The organism is Mesorhizobium escarrei, from assembly GCF_935825525.1.
GTDB lineage: Bacteria > Pseudomonadota > Alphaproteobacteria > Rhizobiales > Rhizobiaceae > Mesorhizobium > Mesorhizobium escarrei.
In genome coordinates this window covers 778-26611 of record NZ_CAKXZT010000145.1, presented here as the reverse complement: position 1 = coordinate 26611, position 25834 = coordinate 778, and the positions used below count along the sequence as shown (strand labels likewise).

The following is a 25834-nucleotide window of genomic DNA, read 5'->3' as shown; positions in this document are numbered from 1 at the left end:
CGAACGCGCCCCGTCCGGTCGAGCATTCCGAAAGAGCTCCAAGAGCGGCAGGCCCTATTCCTCAATGCCCTTGGTGCCGCGCCGCTTGAGGTAGGCGTCCCAATAGAAATCGTCGGCATTTTCCGCGGTGACGATGGAAAAGCCGTTGTCGACGAAGGGCACGCTCATGGCGTTGAACCCCGACCGCCGGGCGTCGTTCATCGGGTCGATCAGTTCGGGATGCTTGGCCAGCCACAGCAGCATGAACCCCATATAGCCCTGCATGCCCTGGTTCGGGTTGACTGAGCCAAAGATTTCGCCGGCCTTGATCATGTCGAGAATCTTGGCGTTGACGTCGGCCAGCATAACCCGGATTTTGCCGCCGCCTTCCTTCGCGGCCTGAGCGGCGCCGATTGCCGAGTTGGCTTCCGGCATGAACACCGCGCCCAGATCGGGATGCGCCTGAGCAAGGCTGAGCACGGCCTGATAGGCCTTCGTCGCATCCTGGTTCGATGCCGCGCGGCCGACGAGCTTCATATCCGGCCATTTGGCTTCCATGCGGGCGATGAAGGCGGCGATGCGCTTGTCGTGATTGTCCTGTCCGGGGTTTTCGAGGACCGCGTATTCGCCCTTGCCATCCATCGCCTTGGCGACTGCATCGGCGGCATAGGTGCCTTCGGCGACGTTGTCGGAGGTGATGTAGGACACTCGTTTGGAGTTGGGCGAATCTGCGGCGAATGTGACGACTGCCGTTCCCTGCTCAATGGCCCGATTGATTGGCTCGATGAAGGGATCGGAGTTCATCGGATGGACCAGGATGCCAGCCGGCTTCTGAGCCAGCGCCTGGTCGAACGTCGCTATCTGCTTGTTCACGTCGTATTCGGGCGTTCCGGTGTATTCGGTCTCGCAGCCGAACTGTTTGCCAGCCTGCTTGAACATCTCGTAGACCGGGAACCAATATTCGACCCCGGAAACCATGACGTTCATGACGTATTTTTCACCCGGCTCGCATTTGAACGGGTTGGCGGCCTGGGCAGCGGCGTGGCTTGCCCCCAACACTGTGCTGGCGGCTGCCGAAATGGCGAGCATGCTCAAAAATTTGCGCAAGAGTCCTCCCTCGGCCGAAGCCTGGTCAATTGGGCGGTCGGGCACTTACGTGCCGCCGCTTGTGGTTGATGAGGCCGAACCTCCTCCCGAGGCCCAGCGGTTGATCATTCGCAGGAGTTGGCTCAAGTGTCAATAAAATTCACATGCAGAAATATATTTCACGCCTGCTCGGTGCGCCCGGCCGACCGAGACGACAAGCGTCGCCATCGCAGCAGCCGTTCTCGTGCGTGTGAACGGTCCGGGGTCGACTGGCTGGCAATGACGAGCACCGATGGGACCGCCAGTGTTGGTGAAGAACGGCCGGGCAAGCTCAGGCCAGCGGTTTCAACTGACCTGCCGATGCTTTCCTGAATGACCTACGACCGTTTTAGGTCCCAACGCAGACAGTGGTTGAATGTCAGGGACGGGCCTGCTTCCCCTCTCAGGGGACTTCAGATCGTCCGGCCTGCAGCTGGACATGCACGGCAATCGAATTGCGCTCCACCACTCGGGCCGCCAGGACACGGTGCTCGAAAGGTAAGGTGGCCTCCGCCAGCCTCTTCAAGAGAAGCTCCGCCCCCGCCGCTCCGATCAAATGCGCTGGCTGCGCGATGGCTGTGATACCTTGGGCCACGAACTGCATCCAGTCGAGATCGTCGAAGCAAAGCAGCGAAACGTCTCCTGGAATCGCAAGCTTCAGTGCGGACGTCGCCTCCAGAACGCCTGTCGACATCACACCGTCGGCGGTAAATAGAGCGGACGGCGCATTGCGCATCGTCAGCAGATCGAGCGCCTCTTTGCGGGCCGCCTCGCTGGAATAGACCGCCACGCGGCGGATCAACTGCAGATCCGGCTCGATACCTGCGGCACGATGAGCTTCCAGATAACCCAACAGCCGTTGCCAGCTTGGATGGTGGTAGCGAACGTCAGCGCTGGAGAGATCGACGTTCGCCACAAACGAGCCGACATCATCGCGCTGGCCCGGACCCAGTTCGGCCAGTATGCCGATGCGGCTGTGTCCGGCCTCAATCATCGCAGCGATGCTGCTGCGCGTGACAGACACGTTGTCGACCACCACGGAATCGGTTTCCAGGCCCGCCACGATGCGGTCGAACTGGACCACGGGACAGCGGGCCGCGACTGCCTCACGAAGATGATCCGGCTGATCCGCGAAGGTCGACGAGACGATCAAACCGTCGACCTGTTTTTCCAGCAGCAGTTGCACCGCCTCTCGCTCGAGTTCGGCATTTTCGTCACTATTCGTAACGATAACCCCGAAGCCGCCACGGCGCGCGACATCGCCTATTCCACGCAAGACGCTGGCGTAGAATGGGCTTTCGATATCGCCGACCACAACTCCGATCGTCTGCGTCTTACCGGTGATCAGACCTTTTGCCAGGCGATTGGGGCGATAGCCCAGCGCAGCTGCGGCGGCGCGCACCTTCTCCTGAACTTCGGGGCTGCTGTAGCCGTAGTCGCCAAGCACACGCCCCGCCGTGGCGGAACTGACCCCGGCGCGGCGAGCAACCTCTATGATGGTTGCGTTTTTTGACGATCTTTGAATCACTCAGCAAGCCCCCGCCGCCATTCGTGCGTCGTAAAGACGAGCTAGTGGCAGTTAGGCCCACCCCGCAAGCCCGAACACCGCAGCACTCGCCGTTCCACACACCATTGCAATCACAGCACCTCAGACAGAAAGCGCCGAAGACGTGGGCTTTGCGGATTGTCGAAAAGGTCCGCCGGTCGCCCTGCCTCGACAATCCGCCCCTCGTCCATGAATACGACCTGGTTTGCAACCTTGCGAGCGAAGTTCATCTCGTGGGTAACGACGACCATCGTCATCCCGCCCCGCCCGAGGTCGGCCATCAAATTCAGGACGCCCTTCACCAATTCCGGATCGAGGGCGCTGGTGACTTCGTCGAACAGCATAATTTCGGGTTCGAGGGCCAGGGCGCGCGCGATGGCCACCCGCTGCTGCTGTCCGCCCGAAAGATTTGCCGGCCGATGGTCTTTGCGCTCCAAGAGTCCGACTTCATGCAGCCTCGCTGAGGCCGCGCGCTCAGCCTCCTGGCGCGACATGCCTCTTACCTTGCGCAGCGCCAGGGTGATGTTGGCGAGCGCACTGCGGTCGGGGAACAAGTTGAATTGCTGGAAAACCATACCGACACGCCGCCGGAGCTGGTCAGGGGTCTGGCTGTAGATGCTTTCGCCATCGAGCAGGATGTCTCCGGCTCGACATTCGACGAGGCGGTTGAGGCAACGCAGCAAGGTCGACTTGCCCGAGCCGGATGGCCCGATCAGGCAGGTGACCGTCCCGGGCTCCACTTTCAGACTGACGTCATGGAGCACCTGGACGGCGCCGTAGGCCATGTCGATATTCTTGACCTCGATGCTGCCGCCCTTGAAGCGGGCGGGCGACTTCGCTGCGCCCGGCACGCCGGCTTCCGCAAGCTCGGCGACTTCCTTGAGGCCGCTCTGCACGCCGCTGATACGCTTGCCGACGCGCATGCGCGCGTCGATGTAGTTGACGAGGTGGGTTAGCGGCACCGTGATCACGAGGTAGAACACCCCGGCCAGCAAGAGCGGTGACAGGTTGCCGGTCAGCACGGCCTGATCTTGGCCGACGCGGAACAGTTCGCGTTCGGAGGCGAGCAGGCCAAGGAAATAGACCAGGCTGGAGTCCTTGACGTTGCCGATGAACTGGTTGACCAGTGCCGGCAGGACGCGGCGGATGCCTTGCGGGATCACCACCAGGCGCATGCCTTGGCCATACGTCATTCCGAGCGTGCGGGTGGCGTCGATCTGACCGCGCTCGACGCTCTGAATGCCGGCCCGGAAAATTTCTCCGATGTAGGCGCCGGCAATAAGGCTGAGTGCCAGAATGCCCAGCGGATAAGGCGATGGACCAAAAAGATCGCGGCCCAGCCGCGCGAAGCCCTGGCCAATGATCAGAATAGTGACAATGGCGGGAAGCCCACGGAAGATATCGGTGTAGACCCGCGCGAGGAGTTTCAGCGGCCGGTTCTCGGAGATCCCCATCACCGCGAGGACGATTCCGATCAGCGTCCCGAAAAACGTCGAGGCGACAGCCAGGATCAGGGTGTTCTTGAGGCCGACCCTCACCATGTTTGGCAGAACTTCTGCCATCGCCTGGAAATCAAGGAAGCTGCGGGCGAAGGTATCGTACCAGCTCATATCAAGTCCATTCATAACTCGGCCGGGCACCGTTGCTCACGGGCCCGGCCGGAAAACACAGCGAAGTCGCTCGTGCTCACTCCTTGGGCAGATATTGAGCTGGCATGGGGGTGCCCGCGAACCATTTTTCGTGCAGCCGTTTCCAAGTGCCATCATCCATGGCCTCGCGCAGCGCCTTGTTCAGTGCCTCGCGGAAGGCATCGTTGCCTTTCCTGACGACGAACCCGGCTGGCGCATCGAAGGACGGCACGTTCATTGTTATCTTCAGGTTCTTATAGCGTTCTACATACTGCTTGGCCGACTCATAGTCGGTGAAATGGCCATCGATCGTCCCATTGTTCAGCGCCGCCACTGCGGTGTTGTTGTCGGGGAACTTGACGATGTCGCCCTTCAGATTCTTCTCGGCATAGATTTCCTGCAGCGTCCCCTGGATGACGCCGATGCGCTTTCCAGCGGTGCTCTCATTGCTCGTCAGAGCCGGATCGGCCGAAATGATCGAAAGGTAACCCGCGAGATAGCCATCGCCAAAATCCACGGTCTTCTTGCGCTCCGCGGTCGTGCCAATGGCGGCGACAGCGACGTCGAAGCGGCCGTTGGCGACGGATGGCAGCAGCGCCGAGAATTCCTGGCCGGTGAAGACGACCTGCTCCTCCTTGAACCCAAGCCGCCGCGCCACGTCGCGGAAGAGCTCAGCGTCGAAGCCGGTGAAGTTTCCATTGGCGTCGGTGAAGACGTAGGGTTTCGCATCGCCCATCGTTCCGACGCTGATCACCGTCGGGTCGATGAGATTGTAGGGGTTGTCGCTCGCCTTTGCCTGCGTGGACCAGGCCAATGTGCCAAGTCCTGTCGCCAGCGCGACGGTCAGCGCCAGACCGCATTTCACCAGGTGGCGCCTGCTCGAATTCGTTTGCATGTCTTCTCCTCTTACGATCGGCCGAACCCCGGCCCTGTGGTCCCACTCGACGTCTGATCCAACAAAAATGCTCTTAGGCGGCGTTTCGCTGAGTGGATGAGAACGTTATCACTTCCCCTAGCATTGTCCGTTCCTCGCGTCAATTGCTTCGGAGAATTTCGCAGCTAGACGGCTTTCCCGGGTGGGAGTGTGCCGCGCCGCCGAAGGATCTCGGGCGTCATGTTCCCGATATCTATTGCTGACGCATGGCCGATCGCGCCGTAGTACTGGCAGGTTGCAGCCGCCGCCTCTGCGGCATGGCGCAGAATGTCCTGAGGCGCCTCTCCGTTAAGCAGGCCGAGTAGCGTTCGGGCGATGAAGGTGTCGCCCGCGCCCAAGGTGTCGACGGGTTCGACCAGCCGCGCCGGCGTGTGGTAGGAGACGGAGTCTCCATGAAGCACCGCGCCGGCTCGACCGCGAGTCTCCAAAACCCACTTTGAACCACATGCAAGCAGCTCGGATACGATTGCAGCCAATTCCTTGTCGTCGAGACCATCCCCTGAGACGGAAGCCAGATAGCAATAAGGTCCAATCTTGCGGCGGTGATCCGGCTCCCGCCGGGTAGAAAAATCGTAAGATAACAGTGAGTTGCCTGATACTGAGGCAACCCACGGGTCTAACCCGCTGGACTGGCCGATGTGGACGACCTGAAAGCCTGAGAGGAAATCCAGATCTTCATGCGTCGGCGTGAACATCGAAACGCCGAGGTCGAAATCCAGGAAAATCCGATCGGCCTTGTGGTGACCTATAAGGCAGTAAGCGGTCGGCCCTTCGAGGCGTCGCAAACGGGTGACGTCAACGCGCTCCGACGCCAGTGCAGTGCAGATCAAGTCCCCAGCCCGGTCTTTACCGATCGCCCCAACATAGGCCGACTGCCCGCCGAAGCGGCTCACATAGACCGCGACATTGAGGCAGTTTCCGCCAGGATACATCTCGCCGCGAGCAAGATAGCAATCGACCACGTTATCGCCCATGGCGGCAATCTTGACCATTGCAGGACTTTCAGCTTAAAGGATGTGATAACGTTCGCACAATGGCTGCTGCCTGTCAATTGCGCGCCGGCACCAACTCTGTCAACGAGACGAGGACGCTCATGATTTCCGCCCTGCCCGCCGACATAGAACGCGCTCTGAACGCCACGGCGGGCAGGCAGTTTTCGCACCTCTTTCTCGTGGGGTGCGGCGGCTCGCTCTCGATCATGATGGCAGGCAAATACTTCCTCGACCGCCACAATGGTACATTCGCCTGCGACATCTACAACGCGGATGAGTTCGTCTGCCGAGATCCGCGGCGGTTGGGAACTGGCACGCTCGTTGTCCTTTGCTCGCAGACAGGAACCACCAAGGAGACCGTGCGGGCGGCCAATCATGCCAGGGCGCGAGGCGCAACGACAATCGGCATGACGCTCGACCAAACATCGCCCCTCGCGCGGGCGGTCGACCACCCGATTGCCTACCAGGCCTCGTACACGACGGGCAAAGCAATCGATGCAGCCTACAGCAATTACGGCGTGCTCTATATGCTGCTCGCCGGTCTGATCGATGCTCGGCAGGATGGCGGGCTAACCAACGACCTGCTGATCTCCCTGGGCCATCTTCAACCGGCCATCGAGCGCGCGCACCGGGCCTACGCTGACCGGTTCGAGGTCTTCGCCCCTCGCTTCGCACCTCGAGAGGCAATCTACACACTGGCCAGCGGTGCCAGCTACGGCGCGGCCTACTCCCACGCCATCTGTGTGCTCATGGAAATGCAGTGGTACGACTCGCAGGCAATACACGCGAACGAGTTCTTCCATGGCCCATTCGAAGTGGTGGACAGGGACGCCTGCTTCATCGTCTTGCTGGGTTTGGACGAGACGCGGAGCCTTTCCGAACGCGCCCGCGATTTCCTTATCAAACACGGCAGCCGGGAAAACATCCTGGTGCTCGATGGAGCCGAACTCGACCTCAGCGGTATGTCCGAACATATCAAACCCTATCTCGTGCCTTTGGTCTTCTTCGACACTCTATGGCGTTTTGCCTACAAGCTGGCCGGTTTGCGCGATCGGCCGATGCTCGAGGGCCGGCGCTACATGAAGAAGCTGTCGGACTACTAGGCCCGCCGCGCGTGTGGCGATCTCACACTCCCAGCCCATCTTCCGCGTAGAAGGATTTCTCTATGACTGCATCCCCAAAGCCGCGCCAGGTCGTCGTTGTCGGCGCAGGCATCTTTGGCACCTCGACCGCGCTGCACCTCGCCCGCCTTGGCCTTGATGTGACCATTGTCAACGACGGCGCGCCGTCCAACGGTGCATCCGGCCGTTCACTTTCCTGGCTGAACTCAGCGCGACGCGCGGACACTGCCTATCACCGTTTGAGGCTTGCGGGCATCGACCGCTATCGGACGCTGGCCGCCACAAGGCCGCAAACCGTGTCGTGGCTTCGCTTTCACGGCGGCCTCACCTGGGATGCGGATGATGAGGCGAACCAGATCGCATCGATGTGGCAGTTGGAGCAGGAAATTGGTTATGACTCGCTTCTGCTCGACCCTGCCGGAGTTGGCGCAGTGACGCCTGGCATCGATGCCAGTGCGATCACCCCGCAGGGGGCCATCTTCAATCCTGGCGAAGGATGGGTTGACCTGCCCTCTTTGATCGATCTGCTGCTCAATGAATTCCGCTCCCGCGGCGGCAAGCTTGTTCAGGACGCTGGACGCGTGCGGATAGTTGCCACAGGCGGTCGCGCACGTGGCGTCGTCACTGCTGGCGGTGCGGCGGTCGAGGCGGATGCAGTGGTCCTTGCCGTTGGGCCAGCGACGCCTGGCATGCTGGCGGAGATCGGAGTCCATGTCCCCGACGCCACGCCGATTTCACTTCTCTTGAAGACCAAACCGATCACAACCGACCTTCGTGCCGTGCTGAATACGCCGCGCGTGGCGGTGCGCCCGACGCCGGATGGCGCACTTGTTTTGGATTCGGCATGGTCGGAGGAAGAAGTCGTGGTCAACTCGGACGGCACCTACACCGTGCACGACAAGACGGTCACAGGACTGCTCGACGAAGCCAGCGCCGTGCTCGAAGGCAATCCGCGGCTCCAACTCGCTACCTACGCGGTTGGCCCGAAGCCTATACCCGGCGATGGCGAGCCGGTGCTTGGCTCCGTCGAGACCGTCGCCGATCTTTACGTCGCCTTTAGCCACAGCGGCGCCACGCTTGGACTGATCGTCGGCGAATTGCTGGCCAAAGAAGTCGCCTCCGGCAATCCGCACCCCATGCTTGCAACCTTCCGCGCCAACCGTTTCGGCTAAAGGGCAATCGCGGCCGAGATCAAACTGTCCAGATGAGCCGCGGTGGCATTGCCCAGATGACCGCATTCGGGAGGTTGATCCCTGCACCTGACTAGGATAACATGACAATCGTAGTTTAGTTTTAGCCGCGGCCGCAGCAAGGCTGGCCCTTCACGCGCGGCGCCATCAAAACCTTTGAAGCTCAGCACAGAGCGCCTGCCCGGCGTCTGTGTAACATGGCGTCCCGCAACGAATGATCGACAAGAATCAGATTGCAGCAGAACAGGCAATTTTTCGGGCCTTCGCAAACAGCTATCTGCGTGAGCTGAATTCCGGGAACCCCGTGTTCCACCGCATTGGAGAACGGAACTTCGATTGCGTGGAGATTTCCCTGCCGTCGCGGCATGCCGTGCTGCGCATCGAAATGAAATCCCGATCGCTTTGCGGAATGCACCTGTTCGGACAGATCTGGATGCGTCAGGATGCCGGTCCGAACTGGCACGAGATAGAACCGATCCTGGCCGTGCATCTGCTTGCGCTGGGAGCCAGGGAAGCCGGATCGGCCACGCATCGACAGGCCGATGTGGAGCTTCTCGAGCGGGTTCTTCAGAGCTGTCAGGCGACGAAGCGTTACCTCGACGCCGCCGGGCGGGCGCCGCCACCGGTCGGCTTCATAGCCGCGGAACAATCCCTGTACTTCGGACATCCGCTGCACCCGACGCCCAAGAGCCTGCAAGGCATGTCGAACTGGCAGCAGGACGTCTATGCCCCCGAATTGCGCGGCGGTTTCCAGCTGGCCTATTTCGCGGCCGCTGCCGAGCTTGTCCGCGAGGATTCCGCCGGCATCGCGGTGACCTCGATCGTCAGCTCACTGCTGGGGAATGACGCCGGCAACGTTGCCGCGGGTAACGGCGAGATGCTCCTGCCCATGCATCCGCTTCAGGCGCAAGCATTGATGCTCGACCCGGCGGTGCTCGCGCTCATGGATTCAGGGCAGATCCGGTATCTCGGTCCGGCAGGGCCGGTTTTCACGGCGACTTCTTCGGTGCGCACGGTTTACAGCGCTGAGGCCGCCTGGATGCCGAAATTCTCGCTGCCCGTCCGCATCACCAACTCCAAGCGCGTTAACAGGCGGCACGAGTTGGAGGCAGGCGTTGCGGTGGCGCGCCTGTTCGAACGCGCCGGGATAGACATGTTCGAGCCGCGCCTCGGCTTTCTCCACGACAGCGCATACGTGACGCTGGATATTTCCGGACAGGCCGAGAGCGGTTTCGAAGTCATCTTCCGCCAAAACCCGTTCCGGGGCCGCGCCGGCGATCCGGTGATAACCGTTTCGGCACTGACGGCCGAACCACATCCCGGGCACAGCTCAGTGTTCGAAAAAATCGTCCGGCGCGTCGCGCAGGATCATGAGGTCTCTGTGCGGCAGGCGTGCCATCGCTGGTTCGAATGCTATCTCGACTGTGCGCTCGATCCGCTGGTCAAACTCTACGACCGGTTCGGCGTCGCGCTGGAAGCGCATCAGCAGAACAGCTTGCTTGACTTGTCGCAGCAGGGGCTGCCCAGCCGATATTTTTATCGCGACAGTCAAGGATTCTACCTCTCGAACAGTTTCAGGGCCCGGTGGTATGGCCTGGTCCCTGAGGTTGTCCAGATCCGCAGTCTCTTCTTCGACGACCGCGAGATTCGCGAGCGGCTGTCCTACTATCTCATCGTCAATCAGATCTTCTCGGTCGTCGCGCGCGCCGGGCACGACGGCCTGGCAAGCGAGGCCGAACTGCTCGCCATCCTGCGTGCGCGGCTCAAGAAGCTGGCGCAAGAGCTCACTGGCGCGGGCGGGGAATTCGCGACCAGCCTGCTCGACAAGCCGCACATCACCGCAAAGGCCAACCTGGCAATCCGGCTGCAGGATGTCGATGAGCTGGCCGAGGGCGGCAGCGCCATCTACACGCATTTTCCCAATCCACTGAGCCGTGTCGGGCTGTTTGTGGCCGCGGAGCAGGCACATGCCATTGCCTCTTGATCTCCACGGCATCCCCGAGCTGCGTGTGATGCGCCAGCTCGCGGAAGCCCTGGTCTATGAGGGCCTGGTCGATTGCGCGGTGTCGCGCGGCGGCGGGAAAGCCGGTTTCGAATGGCGCTGCGGCGCCGCCTCGATACGCTGCGAGGGATCGATCGGCGCCTTCGGCCGGGTCAGGATTGTCGCCGAAACGATCGTGCGGGGCTGCGACGACCAATGGCGACCGGCGACGCTCGGTGATCTCCTGGCGAGCATAGACACCTGCCCCGAACGGCGCGCGCAACTCACATCCGAACTGGATCGGACGCTCGATTTCAGCGCCTGGAACGGGCGCAATCTCCGGCCCAGACCGCGCCGCGATCTGCCATTTGCACAACTCGACAGCGCGATCGACGAGGGCCATCCCTATCATCCGTGTTTCAAGGCGCGTACCGGCTTCGACTACGCCGACCATGTGGCGTACGGCCCGGAAGCAGGCAACGCCTTCCAGTTGGCCTGGCTGGCGGTCGCGCCCGAACGTCTGCACTCGGCGTTTCCCACGGACGAGCAGGCTTTCTGGATGCACGAACTCGGCGCCGAAACCTACTCGCTGCTGGATGAACGCCGTGCCAGGCTCGGCGACAATGCAAGGCGGTTCGGCCTGATGCCGCTGCATCCCTGGCAATGGAAAGCGTTACAAGGCTCGGAGCTGTCGCGCTGGCTGGCGGAGGGCTCCGCCGGATTCCTCGGCCAGGCCGGCGATCGCTATACCGCCAGCCAATCCGTGCGGACGCTTTTCAATCGCGATCACTCTCGACGCGCCAATCTCAAACTGCCGATGAATCTCGTCAACTCGTCGGCCAAGCGCATCATCGAGCCGCATTCGGTGTGCAGCGCGCCGTCGATCAGCCGCTGGCTGAAGGACATTGTCGCCAGCGATACGCTGTTCGAGGCGCGCTATCCGCTCACGATCCTCGCCGAATATGCCGGCACGATCGCAGATCGGGAAGGACCACTGGCAGGACAGATCGCCGCGATCTGGCGGGAGGACGTTACCAGCAGCCTTCAGTCCGGAGAAACCGCTGTGCCTCTCAACGCGCTGATGGCCCTGGAGAGTGACGGCCGGCCGTTCGTAGCGGACTGGATCGATGAGTACGGGCTGGACGCCTGGCTCGACAGGCTTGTGGACACGGTGGCGATGCCGGTGTTTCACCTGCTTATCGGCCATGGCATCGCGACGGAAGCGCATGGCCAGAACCTGATCCTGATCCATCGCGATGGCTGGCCGATAAGGCTGGCGATGCGCGACTTCCACGACAGCGTCGAATATGTGCCGGGCTTCCTGCGCGATCCCTCCACTGTTCCCGACTTCCTCGCCTTGAACCCTGCCTATCGTGATGCCGCGCCAAACCAGTACTACTGGATGGAGAGCGCCGATCTGCTCGGCGAGCTCTGCCTGGACGCGCTGTTCGTCTACAACCTCGCCGAGATCTCGCATCTGCTGCGGCATTGCTACGGCCTCGACGAAGACAGCTTCTGGTCAGACGTCGGCAGGCGGTTGCAGGACCATTGCCGGCAGTTCGGACTGACACACCGGCAGGCCGCGCTTGGCCTGTTCCAGCCACGGATCCGCACGGAATCGCTGCTGCGACGCAAGCTCGCGCCACCGGGCAGCGAATGCGCCCACGAAATCCCAAACAGCCTTGCAGTCGCGTAAGGAGACAGAAAACATGATCGCAATCAACGACACGGTCTTTGATCAAACCTATTTCCGCGACGCGGCGGACCGCATCGCGGCTGCGGCGCAACTCGACAAGCGCGCAGGCGACCGTTTTGCGGTCTGTTTCTCCGAGGCGCAGGATTGGCTGGCGTTCTTCTTTGCCGCGCGCGCGGCCGGCGCCAGCGTGCTGCCGCTGCATCCCTCGACGCCATATGCCGCGGCGCGCCGGCAGGCGGAGACGGCGAAGTGCAACTGGCTTTTCTACAACCGGCTGGAAGGCGAGCCAATTTGCGAGGAGCGCGCCAGCGAAGCTGGACAGCTGTTGCAGATGAGCTCCGGCACGACCGGCGAACCGAAATGCATCGCGCGCGCCTGGAGCGAGATAGACGACGAGATCGAAAGCTACACCTCAGCGTTTGTCGAGCCACAGGACATGACCCCGTTGATCGCCGGTCCAACCACCCATTCCTATGGCTTGATCTGCGGCGTAATGGTGGCGCTGAAGCGCGGCCAGTCGCCCGCCATACTGGACACCGGGAACCCCAAATTCCTGCTGCGCAAGCTGCGCGAAACGGAGCGGCCCTATCTGATCTCATCGCCGGCCATCCTTCACATGCTCGCCAGGCTTCTGCCGGCCGGCGAGCAGATCCACGCAACGATGACATCCGGCACCCTCTTACCCGACCCCTGGTTCGGGCAGATCAGGGTCAAATCAAAATACATGTTCCAGCAGTACGGCTGCTCGGAAGCCGGCTGCATCGCGATCAACCCGGATGTGCAAGCGGCTGATGAAGTCGGCTATGTGCTGCCGCGCTTTGCGTTGCGCGACGCCGGCACGGCCATTGAGCCGAAGGAAATTGCCGTCGAGAGCAAAGGCGTGGCGGTCGAGACGCGCGACCTGGGCTACCGCCGCGACGACGGCATGCTGGTCTTCCTGTCGCGTCTCGACGATTTGATCAACGTCTCCGGCCTCAACGTCTATCCGAAGGAAGTCGAGGACGTCGTCATGACGTTCGGCGGCATTGGCGACGCGGTCGTGTTTCGCAAGCAGGATGCATTCGCGGGCGAGCGCGTCGCGCTTCTGTTCAGCGCCGAACATGCGGTCGACCGGACGCAGCTTCGGCAATGGTGCGCCGAGCGGCTTGCAGCACACCAGATGCCAACCGAGATCGTTCAGGTGGAGCGGATCCCGCGCCAGGCCAACGGCAAGATCAGCCGGCGCGACGTGGCTGTGCGCTACGGCACGGGCGAATTCGCGCCGGTACGGACGGAGGCAGCCTGATGACCTACGATCAGATACTCGACGCGATCGGGACGATCCTGCGCGACAAGCTCGACAACCAGCACATGGATGCCTTCGCGCCGCGAGCCAGGCTGAACGAGGATCTGTATCTCGATTCCGTGCTCATTCTCGAGATCATGCTGGCGCTTGAACTCGACCACGGCGTCGCGCTGCCCGAGGAGGTGATCAGTCGTCAGGATCTGGACACGGTGGAGGACTTGGCGCGGCTGTTCGTCAACGCCCCGGAGCCGAATGGAACACTGGTTAAGCCGGCAAAGGAACTTGTGCTCGCTCGCGCCGAAAGAGAAGCGGTTGAGCGGTTCGGCGTGCATGGCGAGGACTTCGTCGACATCAAGGTCCATTGCTTCGTCAGCAATGTCTGCCACGCGGTGAAGCAAAGGCAGCTTGATCATCGACCTTTCTTCTTCGGCGTCTGGGATGCGGGTTTCGCCGTCGATAAAAGCTGGCGGCTGGCGTATCACGCGCCTGAAATCAACCACGACTTCTTCCGCGTTTGGTTCGAGCGCCTGTACGGCGCCAAGGTCCGCCAATGGTATCGGCCGGACGCCGCCAAGGCAGAGAACCTGGCGACGATGCTGGAGCTTCTGGAGCGCAAGAAGCAGAGCGAGTACCTGATGGTCATGCTCGATCTCTTCCACCTGCCGGAGCGCGAGAACAAGTTCAACCAGAATCCGTTCCCGCACTATCTGATGCTGGAACACACCGAGGACCCCGCAGTATGGATGGTTCTAGACCCGGATTTCCGCTGGGAAGGCAGGATCGAGAAGCAGAAAGTCATCAATGCGATCATGCAGCCGACGGTTGCCGGCGGCTTCATTTTCGACGCTGCCGACATCAGGAAACCGTCCGCCGTCGATCTGCGCGACTATTTCCTTGCCTGTTTCCATGAAGACGACAATCTGCTGACGCGCGCAACGCGCGAAGTCGTTCGGGCGCATTTGGAAGGCCGCGACGGCGTGAAACTGCCCGAGTTGTCGACGGCGCTGCGCGAGCTGCCGGTCATCTCGATCCGCAAATACGCGCTGGAGCATGGCTTTGCCTTCTTCTGGCGATCGCTGCAGCTTTCCAACGCCGAGTTCGACACGATCTGCGACGACATCGAATCCTTGATCCAGGAATTCAAGGCGCTTCACTACGCCATCATGAAGCTCAGCCAGACAGGCGACGAAGCCTTGGCGGCGCGGGTGTTCGAGAAACTCGATGTACTGGACGCGATGGAGCGCTCGCTGAAGCGCCGCCTTGCCCAAACCTATCGGCTGTGGTGCGACACGCGCGGCCTCCTGCACGCGCCACGCCACGATGTCGAGGACGCGGTCGCATGAGGCTGTCGCTCTGCACGATCACCTTCCGCCATCATCTGCTGTCGCTGGAGGACATCGCGCGATGGGCGGCGGCGAACGATTTCCAGGGCATCGAGCTCTGGGGCGCACATGCGCGCAACATGCAGCATATGACCGAGCGCGACGCCAGCTGGATGGCGGCGTTCGGCCTTTCGGTGCCGATGCTCAGCGACTATCTGCCTCTCGATGAGGATCTGGCGTCGCTGCGTCACGCCACGTCGAACCTCTGCCGCCTGGCCGGCCGCTGGGGCGCCCGCAAGGTGCGCACGTTCGCCGGCAAGTCGGCAAGCCGGGATACTTCGCCCGAAGCGCGCTGGCGACTGTCGGCGCGGCTCAAGGATGCCTGCATGATGGCGCAGGACCAAGGCTGCCAGCTACTGGTGGAGACACATCCGGGAACGCTTGCCGATACGCTGTCGTCGACGCAACGCCTGGTTGAGGACGTCGATCATCCGGCGCTGGGGATCAATTTCGATACCTTGCACGTCTGGGAAGGCGGCGCCGATCCGGTCGCCGCGCATCGCGCGCTGTTGCCGCATATCCGGCACTATCATCTCAAAAATGTCCGCTCGCGCGCCGACCTCGTCGTCTTTGAGCCGGCAAACGTCTACGCTGCGGCCGGAAAGCGGACGGGCATGACCGCGCTTTTCGAGGGCGCGGTGGACTATCTACAATTCCTCGACGAATTGTTCGAGCGCGAGGAGGTGGATGCCTCGCTGGAATGGTTCGGCGGCGACTGCTTCAACATACTCGCCAACGACGCCCGCAACATGCGTCTGCTGCGGGCGGATCGCGAAGCACCGATCCGCGCCGGCGTGGCGTGAGTCGCCCGTAAACAATGAGAGGACAGGCGCGAAACGGTACGCCCGAAGCTCCATCGCTCAAACCCGGTATTGGTCCCGCCGCGAGACGGGGACCTTCAGCAGACATTCAGCCCCTTGGATTCCACTGCAGTGCTATATTATACAGCAATATCAGCAAATGCAGGAAATGGTGATGTCGAAATCCAGTGGCACGTACTCGACCAGCGACCTGTCACGCAAATCCGGCGATATCATCGCTGAGGCCATGAGCCATCCCGTCACCATAACGCAGCGCAACAAGCCGCGCCTGGTGCTTCTCAACATCGAAGACTATCGACGCCTGCGGGGCAGCGCGGACAAGCGCGCTGTCGGTACAATTGATACCATGCCCGATAGCCTGCTGGGGGAATTCGAGGATGCCATCGAAGCCTACGCTGATTCAGATGAGACCGTTCAGCCTTGAGCTTCGAAGATATCTAGACGGCCAGCGTTATCCGCTATCCCTATCTTTGGGCGCAGGAAGCCGTGAGCGGTGAAACAGAGGGTCGCAAAAGTCGCTGTCGTTGGTGTCCGCCTCGTCCGCGCCGGTGGCGATCTGATCCTGTTTTTCCCGATCACCACCAAACAACCCGAACCGGGCCGCTTTGCTGTGGAGGTGCCTGATATCGAGAAGCGACGGGCCGGCCTTGATGCCGCGCTGCGACTGTGGATCATTTTCGACGAGTACAACACCACATCGTCGGCCAATCGTTCTTTCTTGAACCCGATCGCCGATCGGGCGATTCAGCAAGGCATTCTTCCTGCCCTTGGCTCGTGAGTTCGTGGTCCGCCGGAAATCCCTCAAGGGAGTAAACCGAACACGGTAGCCATGTTCGGCGCTATCGGCATCACGCCGTTGAGTGCGTCCGCAATCGCCTTGGCCGGCGCGCCAGGCGCTTTTTGGCCGATTCGGCACGATTTGGAGCATGCGGCACCTCGGCGAGACTTTCCTCACCGACCCCTGCCAGTACAACGGGAGCATGGTCCTTGAACCTGACGACGAGATCCAGTTCGCCACCGAGTGCCCTAACGTATCCACGCAGGGTCGACAGGAGAAAATCTGACCGCTTTTCAAGTTGGGCAACTGAGACTTGCTTCTTGCCCAGCTTCTTGCCGACATGCTCTTGGGTAAGCGATCGAGCCTTGCGAAGCTGCTGAAGTGTCTCAAATTCCTCGAGCAGTTCCCTGGTACGGCGATCAGAGGCCTCGATCAGTTCGGGAGACATCGTTTCGGCAAATACATCATCAGCGGAAATAGCCATCACTTTTTCTCCTTCTTCTGCTCTTCCTTACGGATTTTCTGCTTTTCTTGCAGTCGCTTCAAATGAGCATCGAACCTCTGGTCGGCGATCTCAATCAGCTTCTTGTAGAAGCGTTTTTCGCTGACGCCAGACTTGTCTCCGGCGACGAGAAGAATCGCTTTCCTCTCAGGGTCGAAAGCGAACGGACTCTCCACACACCGTCGGCGGCGTCGAAACGCAGTTCCTTCATGTTCGCGTGCTTGGTGTCGTTCAGGGTATCAACTCTCGGCCTGCCATAAGACGGGCCTAGCTGCTTCAGAACATTTGTCAAAGCACGGATTTCGACTTTCACCTCATCGTCGAGCTTGGAGAATTCCGTTTTGAAATCATCGACAAATTCCACGATCCACGGCATGCAATATAGTCTCAACCTTATATAGCGTCAAGTGTATGCGGCAGGCAACGAACCGGAACCGCGCTCGGATGTCGACAGAACCTCGAAATATCCTATCAGTAGTTGAAACTCCAGCTGGCTATCCCAAAGGCGTGGGGCCGACGCTTCTTGCTTCCCCTCAGATTGCGGCGCTCCGGGTGAGGCGGGAGAGGATAGGAAACGCGCCAGCGGCGCGGGCGATTGCCCGGACCGGCGTTTTGCCAAGGATCAGAACCGTGCCGTCGCGCTCAGCCTGAACGAGCGGCCGGGATCGTAGTGCGGCGCCACGCCGACGAAATCCTGCCCGTAGGCAGCGCGGTCTGTGTAGGCCTCGTCAAAAATGTTGAGAGCCTCGGCGCGCAGCGTGAAGTTCGGCTTCGAAGGCGGTGTCCACTCGACATAGGCGTTCACCACCTCATAGCCCGGCAGTTCCTTCTTTGCGCTTGCCGGATCGGTTGGATGCCGCGCCAGGGTCCTGTCGGTCTTGAAGGCGATTTCGATGTCGCCACCGACTTTGACGCCCCAATTGTCGAATGTGTAGCCGGCGCCGATCATCACGATCTGGCCGAGAGGCGTCGTCAAATAGCGGCCGATCTCCGTATCAGCCGGCTCGCCGTCGACGTCGGCATTGATGTCGGCGTATTTCAGGCTGACAAAGCCGGCCTCCCAATCATAGCGGCCGCCGATCTCCCAGCCCTTGGAAACGAGATCGAGCGTTCGGATCGATGTCACCTCTGGGACCGGCGCGCCACGTCCGAACACCGGCAGGCGCGCGTCGTTGATGTCGGTGCGAAACACGTTCGCCTCGAAGGTGAAGCCGTTGTAGCGCGCCTCCAGACCAGCCGTATAGTTGTTCGACGTCACCGGCTCCGGGCCATCGCCATAGGTCCACAGCGGGTTCTGCAGGTAGTTTTCCGCCAGCGGAACACCGCCCCAAACATGTGAGGTACCCGCCTTTACCGTCAGGAACTCCGGCATAAGGTCATACTCGCCCGAAATGTTGCCGCTGACCCCGGCGTTGTTCCAGTCCGAGTCGTCGACGCCGGTGAACCATTGGTGATCGGCGCGCGCGCCGAAGGAAATCCTGGTGCGGTCGAAGGGCTCCAGGCGCGCCTGGGCATAGGCGCCGATATTGGTGGCGCGCTCATCCGTAAAGAACGGCTCTGTCGGGTTAAGATAATCCAGGTCGGCCTTGTCGTTGTAGAAGTCGAAGCCCGCAGTGACGCTGCCGATGTCGAGCGCGAGCCGGTTCTCCACCTTGCCGTTGAAGCTGCTGGTCGCGCCTTCCGTCGGCGAAACAACGTCGACGAAATATTCAGGCGCCGCGATCTGCGATTTGCTATAGGCGAGCACGATCTTGGGGTCCCACCAGCCTTCCGGCGACGTGTCCGTATAGGTAAAGACCGTGTTCTGGCGGCGCAGATCGTAGTTCCGCAATTCGGGTTCCCGGCCCGGCCGATTGATATAGACGTTGGCGCGATAGGGGCGCAACGCGTCGTCGCGGACCTGCTCATGGCTGAGTTCGAAACGATGGCCCTCGACGCTCTCGTAGGCGATCTTGGCCAGCCCGCTGATCAGGTCGGTGCCGGTCCCCGGCATCTCCTGGCCGTTGCCGGCGGTGAAGTTGCCGCCACGGCCGTAATTGATGTAGCCGAGATACTCGAAGCCGTCCTGCTGGCCGAAGCCGCTCACGCCGGTGGTGAACGTCTCGCTGTTGGTGTCCCATATGCCAGTGACGAAACCGCCGAAGTTGCGGCCGGGTTCGAGCAGGTCAACGGCGTCCTTGGTCTCGAATCCAAGCGAGCCCGCGAGTGCGCCCGGACCGGCGTCGGCCGGCGCGACGCCTGCCTGCACCGACGCTGCCTTCAAAAGTGCCGGGTCCAGCAGATAGGTGCCGTTGTGGTGGAAGACCTTGTTGTTTTGTCGCGACCCGTCGACGGTCACGGCCAGATTGTTCTCATCGACGCCGTTGACGTAGATCTTCTGCGTGCTGGGGATCGCGCCGCCAACCGCGATCTGCGGTTCGCCGGAGAACACCTCCCTCAAATCCTGCGGTTTCTTGCGGTCGATCTCCTGCTGGTCGATGGTGATCAGGTTGGCGCCGGCCGTCGCGTTGGCGCCCGCCCCCACGTCCACGACGAGAATGGTGTCGAGTTGCGTGCCCCCGGCGGGAGCTTGGGATTCTTCATTTTCTTCGGCGGTCCTGGCTTCCGTTTCTGGAGCGGGAGCAGACTGCGCCAGCGCTTCGGGACACAAGAAAATGGACATCGCGGTGCTAACGGTCAGCGCTCGCAACAGTTCTGGCGACATCGGCTAAATCCCCTCGAATACGGTAGGCCCGGGCTGGCGCGAACCGCGCCTGTTGGGACTGCCTTAGCGCATCGGTTGCGCTGCGGCAATAAACTTGATAATAAAAATCCACTTATGCAAGCCGTTGTAACTGTTGCACTCTTCGAGCGCCGCAGCCGCGGAGCTTACTCAAGCGTGGTGAAGGACGGTCAGCCGACCGGCGATGTTTTCGACCCGCATCGAGAAGCCAAAAATGCTCTCCAGTATATCCGGCCGGATGATGTCGCCGGTTTCGCCCGATGCGATAACGGCGCCGTCCTTCATCGCGACGATACGGTCTGCATACGAGGCTGCATGATTGATGTCGTGCAGCACGATGAGCACCGTCTTGCCGTGCTCGTCGGCGATGCGTCTCAGCGTCCGCATAAGGTTTCTTGCATGAAACATGTCGAGGCTGTTCAGCGGCTCGTCGAGGAGGATGTAATCCGTCCCCTGGCAGAAGGTCATGGCGACGAGGGCGCGCTGCCGTTGCCCGCCTGACAAGGTGTCGATGAAGCGCAGCGCCAGGTCGCTGAGATCAAACTGTTCGAGCGACGCCGCGACGATTTCGCGGTCTTTCGCGGTCAGCCGTCCGCGGTTGTGCGGGAAGCGGCCGAACCCCACCAGTTCGGCGACGCGCAGGCGGCTTGCGACGCCGGGATCCTGTCGCAGGATGGCCATGATCCTGGCCAATTGCCGGCTCGGCGTCGTATCGACCGGCAGCCCGTCGACTGTGATGCGGCCGCTTTGCAGGGGTCGCAGGCGGGCGATCAACGATAACAGGCTGGACTTGCCGGCGCCATTCGGCCCGACAAGCGCCGTGACGCCGCCCTTCGGCACGGTCAGGCTGACATTATCCAAAATGCGGCTGCCGCCAAGAGCCAGGGAGACGCCTGCAATCTCGATCATCGCCGGCCCCCGGCAAACAGAATGGCGAGGAACACGATGCCGCCGACAAATTCCACGACGATGCCGAGGCTGCCTTCCCCGCCCAGGGCATGCTGGAGGACCGTCTGGCCGCCCACCAGCACGATTATCGCCGTGAGCGCGGCTGCCGGCAGAAGGATGGCATGCCGGTTGGTGCCGACGATGCGCTCAGTGAGCGAAACCACCAGCAGCCCCAGAAACGCCATCGGTCCAACCAGCGCCGTCGACGCCGACACGAGCGCGGCGACAACAACCAGCAGCCCGGCAGCCGTGCCGCGCCACGCCAAGCCGAGCCCAATGGCTGTATCGGTGCCCAGCGCAAGCACATCGAGAACATGTCGCGCCCGCCAGGCGATGGCGACACAAGCCACGGTGATCACGCCGGCCAACAGCAGAAGATCGGGTTCCACCGCATTGAAGCTGGCGAAGACCGTACCCTGCAGTACGGCGAAATCGTTCGGATCCAGCAGCCGCGCCAGCAATGTCGTCAGCGATCGGAACAGCACGCCCAGCACGACGCCGGTCAGCAGCATCAGCGTCAGGTCGAAACGCCGGCGAAGCATCGGCAGGAACAGCGCCAGCGCGAGGCTGGTCATTGCGGTGAAATTGCCGAGGAAGTGCAGGCGTGGATCGATGCCGGCAAAGCCGAAACCGCTCAGCGCAAAAACCAGGGCGGTCTGACAAAAGACGTAGAGCGCATCCAGGCCCATGATCGATGGCGTGATGATGCGGTTGGCGCAAACGGTCTGGAACACGACCGTCGAAACCGCCACCGCCACGCCGACCAGAACCATCGCCGCCAGCCGCACCGCACGCAGTTCGACCACGAAGTCGAGATTGCCGCGCAGGCCTATGGTCATGAACGCCACGCCGACCAGCACTGCGACCGTCGCCATCATCGCGAGGCGGCCCTCGTGCCGCACCAGGCCGCGTTGCATCACGACTTCAGCCATTGCGGTTTCGGCCAAGCAGCAGGAAGAGGAAAAGCACCGCCCCGACGACGCCGAGGATCGTGCCGACCGGAACCTCGTAAGGGAAACGGATGAGCCTGCCGATGATATCGCAGGCAAGCACCAACGCCGCGCCACCGCCGGCGACCCATGGCAAGGTGTGGCGCAGGTTTTCGCCGGCGAAGCGCGATACAATGTTGGGCGCGACGAGGCCGACGAACGGGATCGTTCCGACGACGACCACGGCCAGCGCGGTGATGGCCGAGACGATGACCAGGCCGAGCCGAAGCATGCCGGCATAGTTCAGGCCGAGCCCGATGCTGACATCCCTGCCCAGCGAAAGCATCGTTAGCCGGTCGGCCGTCCACCAGGCCAATACGACGAGTGCGCCCGCAACCCACAACAGTTCATAGCGCCCGCGCAGGATGCCGGAAAACTCGCCCGTCATCCACACTTCGAGATACTGCAGAAGGTCCAGGTGCCATGCGGCAAAGATCGCGACAGCGCCAATGACGCCGCCATAGACCAATCCGAACAGCGGAACGAGAAAAGGCTGTGTTGGCGGCAACCTATGCGCGAGCATGAGGAAAACGGATGTCCCGGCGAGGGCGGTCACCGCCGCGCCGGCTGCTTTCCAGCCAAGCGATGCATCGGGCCAAACCAGCGTCACGACCAGTATGCCGAGTGCCGCGGATTGCGCGGTTCCAGCCGTCGAAGGCTCGACGAAACGGTTGCGGGCAAGCGTCTGCATCACAAGCCCGGCGATGGCCAGGGCGCTGCCGGCCAGAAGTGCCGCCAACGTCCTCGGCAAGCGGCTGATCATGATCAGCCGCAACGCTTCCGGATCGGAGGCCAAACTGCCTATGGCGAGCTCGCCGACGCCGACGAACAGACTGGCCACAAACAGCGCCAGCAGGGTTGCGGCGCCGATTGCCTGATAGGCGAAGTTTTGAGAGCCAAGCGATCCGGCGGTCATTGGGTCCGCGAGAAAGCGTCTCGAATGGTCTTAAGCACGCGCATCGTCGACTGAACGCCGCCTGCAGCGATGTAGAAATCGGCAGCCGGCATGTAGACCACCTGCCCTTTCTTCCAGGCCGTGGTTTCGGCCACCAGTTCATTGTCGAGCGTCGCCCTGGCATTCTGCTCCCCCGAACCGATCGCCGCGGCGCGATCGAGCACGATAAGCCAGTCCGGGTTGGCGTCGCGGAGGAACTCGAAGGAGATCGCTTCGCCGTGGGTGGCGGCCTCGACATCCTCGACCGCCGGCGTGAGCTCAAGCGCCGAATGCAGCCAACCGAAGCGGGACTCCTTGCCGTAGGCGGTCACCTTCGGGCCGCTGGTCATCAGGATCAGTGCCGTGCCCTTGCCCTTGACGGCGGCACGTGTCGACGAAAGCGCGTCGTCGAGTTCCCAAGCAAGCGCCGCCGCCTCGGCCGGCTTGCCGACGAGAGCGCCGTAGGCCATCAGGCGCTGCTTTGCCTGCGCGAACAGATCATCGCCATTCATCGTCATATCGATGCTCTGCGCAATCCGGCTCGTCGCCGCCAGTTGCGGCGAGGAGCGCCCGCCGACAATGATGAGGTCCGGCGCCAGCGCGCTCAGTGCCTCCAGATCGGGCTCGAAGAGAGTGCCAACGATTTCCGCGCCGTGCTTCAACTCGGCGAGTTCGGGCACATAGAGTTTATCGGGCAGACCGGCGATCTTCACGCCAAGGCTGTTCAATGTATCGACTGCCGCAATATCGAACACCGCGAGCGTTTGTGGCGTCTTTCCGACCGTCACCGGGCCTTTCGCGGTCTCGATCTCGGTTGCCAACGCCTGGCCGAGGAAAAGCGCCAATGCCGGCAAGGCCAGGACCGACTTGAGCCATCTCATGAGCATGCTCCGTGTCGAAAACGACGCTTCAATCGTGCCAGGCCAGCGGCGGGAGATTTTCGCGGAAGGCGAACCGGACGAGATGCGATTCGATGACCTGCTTGGTCTCGGTCAACGCCTTGGTGTCGACCGCTTCCACCGTTATGTCCAGCCGTTCGGGACCGGCATTCATGGTAGCCGTGCCGCAGGAGAACCGGCACTGCCCATGCCCATCGCCATAGTCGACCTCGACCTTGTGCGCGAAATGCTTGCAAAGCTGCTGGAGATATCTGCCCGCATTCGGCGTTTCGCAGCGCGTGGTTGCAGTCAGCATCGAGACCTCATAATATGATGTTTACACTCCACTTATCGTAAGCTATCCGTTCGGACAAGTCGACGTCACTGAGCAGTCGCCGCACGAAATGCCTGTAGCGACAGCCCTCGCATAGCCATGCTCCTGGCAGGCCAGACCTTCGAACAGAAAAGCGTCCCAATGCTGCGTAGATTTTTCGCTTACTACCGCCCCTGGAGGGGTCTGTTCATCCTGGATTTCTGCTGCGCGGTTCTGTCCGGCCTGCTGGAACTCGGGTTTCCGATGGCGGTCAAGCTGTTTGTCGACGAACTGTTGCCGACCCAGCAATGGCTGCTGATCCTTGCTGCGTCGGCCGGCCTGCTTGCCATCTACGTGGTGAACACCGGACTGATGGCGGTGGTGGTCTATTGGGGCCATATGCTCGGTATCAACATCGAGACCGAAATGCGCCGGAAGAGCTTCGATCACCTGCAGAAGCTCTCGTTCCGCTTCTATGACAATCACAAGACCGGTCACCTCATCGCCCGGGTCACCAAGGACCTGGAGGAAATCGGCGAGGTTGCCCATCATGGCCCGGAAGACCTGTTCATCGCGATCATGACGTTCATCGGCGCCTTCGCGCTGATGTTCCTGGTCAATCCGCAGCTTGCGCTGATTACGGCGGCAATTGTGCCGCTGGTCGCCTGGGTGACAAGCCGCTATGGCGCGCGCATGACGCGCAACTGGCAGGCGCTTTACGGGCGGGTCGGCGATTTCAATGTACGCATCGAGGAGAATGTCGGCGGCATGCGGGTGGTGCAGGCTTTCGCCAATGAAGACCACGAGCGCAACCTGTTCGCGCGCGACAACGCCAGCTACCGCAAGACCAAGCTCGATGCCTATCGCATCATGGCCGCCAGCACGTCGCTGAGCTACATGAGCATGCGGTTGATCCAACTGGTGGTGATGATCGCCGGAAGCTACCTCGTGCTTCGGGGCGAACTTTCCAGTGGCGGCTTCGTTGGCTTCCTGCTCCTGGTCAATGTGTTCTTCCGGCCGATCGACAAGATCAATTCGGTGATTGAAACCTATCCGAAAGGGATCGCCGGATTTCGCCGCTATGCGGCCCTCCTCGACACTGAGCCGGACATCGCGGATCGGCCTGGCGCAATTGACGCACCTACGCTCCGAGGTGCCATCAGCTACCGGGATGTCACCTTCGGCTATAGCGGCGAACGGCCGGTTTTGAAGAACATCAATCTCGACATCGCAGCAGGACAGACCATCGCCTTCGTCGGGCCATCCGGCGCCGGCAAGACGACCCTGTGCTCGCTGCTGCCGCGTTTTTACGAGGTCGACAGCGGCGCCATCACCATCGACGGTCTGGATATCCGCGATATGACGCTGGCCTCGTTGCGCGGCCAGATCGGCATCGTGCAGCAGGACGTGTTCCTGTTCGGCGGCACGATCCGCGAGAACATCGCCTATGGCCGGCTGGACGCGGTCGAGAGCGAGATCGTCGAGGCCGCGCGCCGCGCGCGCCTCGACGATCTCATCGCCTCGCTGCCGGAGGGCCTCGATACGATCATCGGCGAGCGCGGCGTGAAACTTTCGGGCGGTCAGAAGCAGCGCCTGGCAATCGCGCGTATGTTCCTGAAGAACCCGACCATCCTGATCCTGGACGAGGCAACTTCGGCACTCGACACGCAGACCGAGCGGGAGATCCAGCAGTCGCTGGCAGAGCTTGCGCAGGGCCGAACGACACTGGTGATCGCGCACCGGCTGGCGACGATCCGCAATGCCGATCGCATCGTGGTGGTCGCCGATACAGGCATCGTCGAACAAGGTCCGCATGATGAACTGGTGGCGCGCGGCGGTGCTTACTCACGACTGGGCGCGGCTTCAGATTAAAGTGTACGATGGGGCAGTCACTCAATCTAAGGGTTCGAACAAAGCGGTCATTGCAGTTGATCTAGGCTGCTCCGGCGCGTCGTCTATGCATCCTTCCAGAATTGAATTGAGTTCCACATTGCAATCTTATGCGACTTTGACCTGTAGCAGCTAAGTTCTTATGTCCGGATCTGGCAAAGTAGGAATGTCGCCCCTGCATTTGCCTTGCCAATCTCCTC

At 61.6% G+C, this 25834-nt stretch carries 24 protein-coding genes; 10 read left to right on the top strand and 14 right to left on the bottom strand.

What is annotated here, in order from left to right:
* Window positions 1-54: 54 nt before the first annotated feature.
* From NMG80_RS24530 to NMG80_RS24505, 5 genes are all read right to left on the bottom strand, one after another.
* A complete protein-coding gene (locus tag NMG80_RS24530) occupies window positions 55-1086 on the bottom strand; it encodes a substrate-binding domain-containing protein (RefSeq protein ID WP_254020491.1) in 1032 nt (343 codons plus the stop codon).
* Between the two features lie 421 nt (window positions 1087-1507).
* Window positions 1508-2632 carry a LacI family DNA-binding transcriptional regulator gene (locus NMG80_RS24525; protein ID WP_301943385.1) on the bottom strand — a complete coding sequence of 375 codons (1125 nt, stop codon included), beginning with the start codon at window positions 2630-2632 and terminating at the stop codon, window positions 1508-1510.
* Between the two features lie 110 nt (window positions 2633-2742).
* Window positions 2743-4260 (bottom strand): amino acid ABC transporter permease/ATP-binding protein, encoded by a 1518-nt coding sequence (locus tag NMG80_RS37085; RefSeq protein WP_301943386.1) that lies wholly within the window; start codon window positions 4258-4260, stop codon window positions 2743-2745.
* Window positions 4261-4336: 76 nt separating this feature from the next.
* Window positions 4337-5173 carry an ABC transporter substrate-binding protein gene (locus tag NMG80_RS24510; protein ID WP_254020489.1) on the bottom strand — a complete coding sequence of 279 codons (837 nt, stop codon included), beginning with the start codon at window positions 5171-5173 and terminating at the stop codon, window positions 4337-4339.
* Between the two features lie 164 nt (window positions 5174-5337).
* Window positions 5338-6204 carry a PfkB family carbohydrate kinase gene (locus NMG80_RS24505; protein WP_254020488.1) on the bottom strand — a complete coding sequence of 289 codons (867 nt, stop codon included), beginning with the start codon at window positions 6202-6204 and terminating at the stop codon, window positions 5338-5340.
* A gap of 101 nt (window positions 6205-6305) precedes the next feature.
* Between NMG80_RS24505 and NMG80_RS24500 the strand changes: the two genes are divergently transcribed.
* From NMG80_RS24500 to NMG80_RS24460, 9 genes are all read left to right on the top strand, one after another.
* Window positions 6306-7307 (top strand): SIS domain-containing protein, encoded by a 1002-nt coding sequence (locus tag NMG80_RS24500; RefSeq protein ID WP_254020487.1) that lies wholly within the window; start codon window positions 6306-6308, stop codon window positions 7305-7307.
* Between the two features lie 62 nt (window positions 7308-7369).
* Window positions 7370-8497 carry an NAD(P)/FAD-dependent oxidoreductase gene (locus NMG80_RS24495; protein WP_254020486.1) on the top strand — a complete coding sequence of 376 codons (1128 nt, stop codon included), beginning with the start codon at window positions 7370-7372 and terminating at the stop codon, window positions 8495-8497.
* Between the two features lie 232 nt (window positions 8498-8729).
* A complete protein-coding gene (locus NMG80_RS24490) occupies window positions 8730-10499 on the top strand; it encodes an IucA/IucC family protein (protein ID WP_254020485.1) in 1770 nt (589 codons plus the stop codon).
* Window positions 10483-12192: an IucA/IucC family protein gene (locus NMG80_RS24485; RefSeq protein WP_254020484.1), complete on the top strand. Its 1710-nt coding sequence runs from the start codon at window positions 10483-10485 to the stop codon at window positions 12190-12192. The genes NMG80_RS24490 and NMG80_RS24485 overlap by 17 nt, the downstream gene beginning before the upstream one ends.
* Window positions 12193-12205: 13 nt before the next feature.
* Window positions 12206-13477 carry an AMP-binding protein gene (locus NMG80_RS24480; RefSeq protein WP_254020483.1) on the top strand — a complete coding sequence of 424 codons (1272 nt, stop codon included), beginning with the start codon at window positions 12206-12208 and terminating at the stop codon, window positions 13475-13477.
* Entirely contained in the window at window positions 13477-14820 is a 1344-nt protein-coding gene (locus NMG80_RS24475; protein WP_254020482.1) for a DUF6005 family protein, read from the top strand. The genes NMG80_RS24480 and NMG80_RS24475 overlap by 1 nt, the downstream gene beginning before the upstream one ends.
* Entirely contained in the window at window positions 14817-15662 is an 846-nt protein-coding gene (locus tag NMG80_RS24470) for a sugar phosphate isomerase/epimerase family protein (RefSeq protein ID WP_254020481.1), read from the top strand. The genes NMG80_RS24475 and NMG80_RS24470 overlap by 4 nt, the downstream gene beginning before the upstream one ends.
* A 172-nt stretch (window positions 15663-15834) precedes the next feature.
* Window positions 15835-16104, top strand: a complete 270-nt coding sequence (locus tag NMG80_RS24465) for a type II toxin-antitoxin system prevent-host-death family antitoxin (RefSeq protein WP_254020548.1) — start codon at window positions 15835-15837, stop codon at window positions 16102-16104.
* A gap of 69 nt (window positions 16105-16173) precedes the next feature.
* Entirely contained in the window at window positions 16174-16458 is a 285-nt protein-coding gene (locus NMG80_RS24460) for a hypothetical protein (RefSeq protein ID WP_436798672.1), read from the top strand.
* A gap of 70 nt (window positions 16459-16528) precedes the next feature.
* Here the strand turns inward: NMG80_RS24460 and NMG80_RS24455 are convergent, their stop codons facing one another.
* From NMG80_RS24455 to NMG80_RS24420, 9 genes are all read right to left on the bottom strand, one after another.
* Window positions 16529-16942, bottom strand: coding sequence for a helix-turn-helix domain-containing protein (locus NMG80_RS24455; protein ID WP_254020480.1), 414 nt, complete (start codon window positions 16940-16942; stop codon window positions 16529-16531).
* Complete coding sequence (locus NMG80_RS37430; RefSeq protein WP_367186005.1) at window positions 16942-17097, bottom strand: hypothetical protein; 156 nt, start codon at window positions 17095-17097, stop codon at window positions 16942-16944. The genes NMG80_RS24455 and NMG80_RS37430 overlap by 1 nt, the downstream gene beginning before the upstream one ends.
* A complete protein-coding gene (locus tag NMG80_RS24450; RefSeq protein ID WP_367186002.1) occupies window positions 17037-17336 on the bottom strand; it encodes a type II toxin-antitoxin system RelE/ParE family toxin in 300 nt (99 codons plus the stop codon). The genes NMG80_RS37430 and NMG80_RS24450 overlap by 61 nt, the downstream gene beginning before the upstream one ends.
* A 246-nt stretch (window positions 17337-17582) precedes the next feature.
* Entirely contained in the window at window positions 17583-19664 is a 2082-nt protein-coding gene (locus tag NMG80_RS24445; RefSeq protein WP_254020479.1) for a TonB-dependent receptor domain-containing protein, read from the bottom strand.
* Between the two features lie 168 nt (window positions 19665-19832).
* Complete coding sequence (locus NMG80_RS24440) at window positions 19833-20591, bottom strand: iron ABC transporter ATP-binding protein (RefSeq protein ID WP_254020478.1); 759 nt, start codon at window positions 20589-20591, stop codon at window positions 19833-19835.
* Window positions 20588-21562, bottom strand: coding sequence for an iron chelate uptake ABC transporter family permease subunit (locus tag NMG80_RS24435; protein ID WP_254020477.1), 975 nt, complete (start codon window positions 21560-21562; stop codon window positions 20588-20590). Before NMG80_RS24435 ends, NMG80_RS24440 begins: the two co-directional genes overlap by 4 nt.
* Window positions 21555-22535, bottom strand: coding sequence for an ABC transporter permease (locus NMG80_RS24430; RefSeq protein ID WP_254020476.1), 981 nt, complete (start codon window positions 22533-22535; stop codon window positions 21555-21557). Before NMG80_RS24430 ends, NMG80_RS24435 begins: the two co-directional genes overlap by 8 nt.
* On the bottom strand, window positions 22532-23434 hold the full coding sequence (locus tag NMG80_RS24425; protein WP_254020475.1) for a siderophore ABC transporter substrate-binding protein: 903 nt from the start codon (window positions 23432-23434) through the stop codon (window positions 22532-22534). The genes NMG80_RS24430 and NMG80_RS24425 overlap by 4 nt, the downstream gene beginning before the upstream one ends.
* A 28-nt stretch (window positions 23435-23462) precedes the next feature.
* A complete protein-coding gene (locus NMG80_RS24420) occupies window positions 23463-23747 on the bottom strand; it encodes a DUF2218 domain-containing protein (protein ID WP_254020474.1) in 285 nt (94 codons plus the stop codon).
* Window positions 23748-23906: 159 nt separating this feature from the next.
* Between NMG80_RS24420 and NMG80_RS24415 the strand changes: the two genes are divergently transcribed.
* The gene (locus NMG80_RS24415) at window positions 23907-25616 is read left to right on the top strand and encodes an ABC transporter ATP-binding protein (RefSeq protein ID WP_254020473.1); all 1710 of its coding nucleotides are present in this window, start codon (window positions 23907-23909) and stop codon (window positions 25614-25616) included.
* Window positions 25617-25834: the final 218 nt, after the last annotated feature.

Excerpts from the sequence above, each read along its gene's own strand:
- NMG80_RS24470 (WP_254020481.1), top strand. The coding sequence starts at position 14,817 with ATGAGGCTGTCGCTCTGCACGATCACCTTCCGCCATCATCTGCTGTCG.
- NMG80_RS24490 (WP_254020485.1), top strand. The coding sequence starts at position 8,730 with ATGATCGACAAGAATCAGATTGCAGCAGAACAGGCAATTTTTCGGGCC.
- NMG80_RS24420 (WP_254020474.1), bottom strand. The coding sequence starts at position 23,747 with ATGCTGACTGCAACCACGCGCTGCGAAACGCCGAATGCGGGCAGATAT.
- NMG80_RS24450 (WP_367186002.1), bottom strand. The coding sequence starts at position 17,336 with ATGCCGTGGATCGTGGAATTTGTCGATGATTTCAAAACGGAATTCTCC.
- NMG80_RS24430 (WP_254020476.1), bottom strand. The coding sequence starts at position 22,535 with ATGACCGCCGGATCGCTTGGCTCTCAAAACTTCGCCTATCAGGCAATC.
- NMG80_RS24455 (WP_254020480.1), bottom strand. The coding sequence starts at position 16,942 with ATGGCTATTTCCGCTGATGATGTATTTGCCGAAACGATGTCTCCCGAA.
- NMG80_RS24510 (WP_254020489.1), bottom strand. The coding sequence starts at position 5,173 with ATGCAAACGAATTCGAGCAGGCGCCACCTGGTGAAATGCGGTCTGGCG.
- NMG80_RS24500 (WP_254020487.1), top strand. The coding sequence starts at position 6,306 with ATGATTTCCGCCCTGCCCGCCGACATAGAACGCGCTCTGAACGCCACG.
- NMG80_RS24445 (WP_254020479.1), bottom strand. The coding sequence starts at position 19,664 with ATGTCGCCAGAACTGTTGCGAGCGCTGACCGTTAGCACCGCGATGTCC.
- NMG80_RS24440 (WP_254020478.1), bottom strand. The coding sequence starts at position 20,591 with ATGATCGAGATTGCAGGCGTCTCCCTGGCTCTTGGCGGCAGCCGCATT.
- NMG80_RS24435 (WP_254020477.1), bottom strand. The coding sequence starts at position 21,562 with ATGGCTGAAGTCGTGATGCAACGCGGCCTGGTGCGGCACGAGGGCCGC.
- NMG80_RS24465 (WP_254020548.1), top strand. The coding sequence starts at position 15,835 with ATGTCGAAATCCAGTGGCACGTACTCGACCAGCGACCTGTCACGCAAA.
- NMG80_RS24415 (WP_254020473.1), top strand. The coding sequence starts at position 23,907 with ATGCTGCGTAGATTTTTCGCTTACTACCGCCCCTGGAGGGGTCTGTTC.
- NMG80_RS24505 (WP_254020488.1), bottom strand. The coding sequence starts at position 6,204 with ATGGTCAAGATTGCCGCCATGGGCGATAACGTGGTCGATTGCTATCTT.
- NMG80_RS37085 (WP_301943386.1), bottom strand. The coding sequence starts at position 4,260 with ATGAGCTGGTACGATACCTTCGCCCGCAGCTTCCTTGATTTCCAGGCG.
- NMG80_RS24495 (WP_254020486.1), top strand. The coding sequence starts at position 7,370 with ATGACTGCATCCCCAAAGCCGCGCCAGGTCGTCGTTGTCGGCGCAGGC.
- NMG80_RS24480 (WP_254020483.1), top strand. The coding sequence starts at position 12,206 with ATGATCGCAATCAACGACACGGTCTTTGATCAAACCTATTTCCGCGAC.
- NMG80_RS24475 (WP_254020482.1), top strand. The coding sequence starts at position 13,477 with ATGACCTACGATCAGATACTCGACGCGATCGGGACGATCCTGCGCGAC.
- NMG80_RS24425 (WP_254020475.1), bottom strand. The coding sequence starts at position 23,434 with ATGAGATGGCTCAAGTCGGTCCTGGCCTTGCCGGCATTGGCGCTTTTC.
- NMG80_RS24485 (WP_254020484.1), top strand. The coding sequence starts at position 10,483 with ATGCCATTGCCTCTTGATCTCCACGGCATCCCCGAGCTGCGTGTGATG.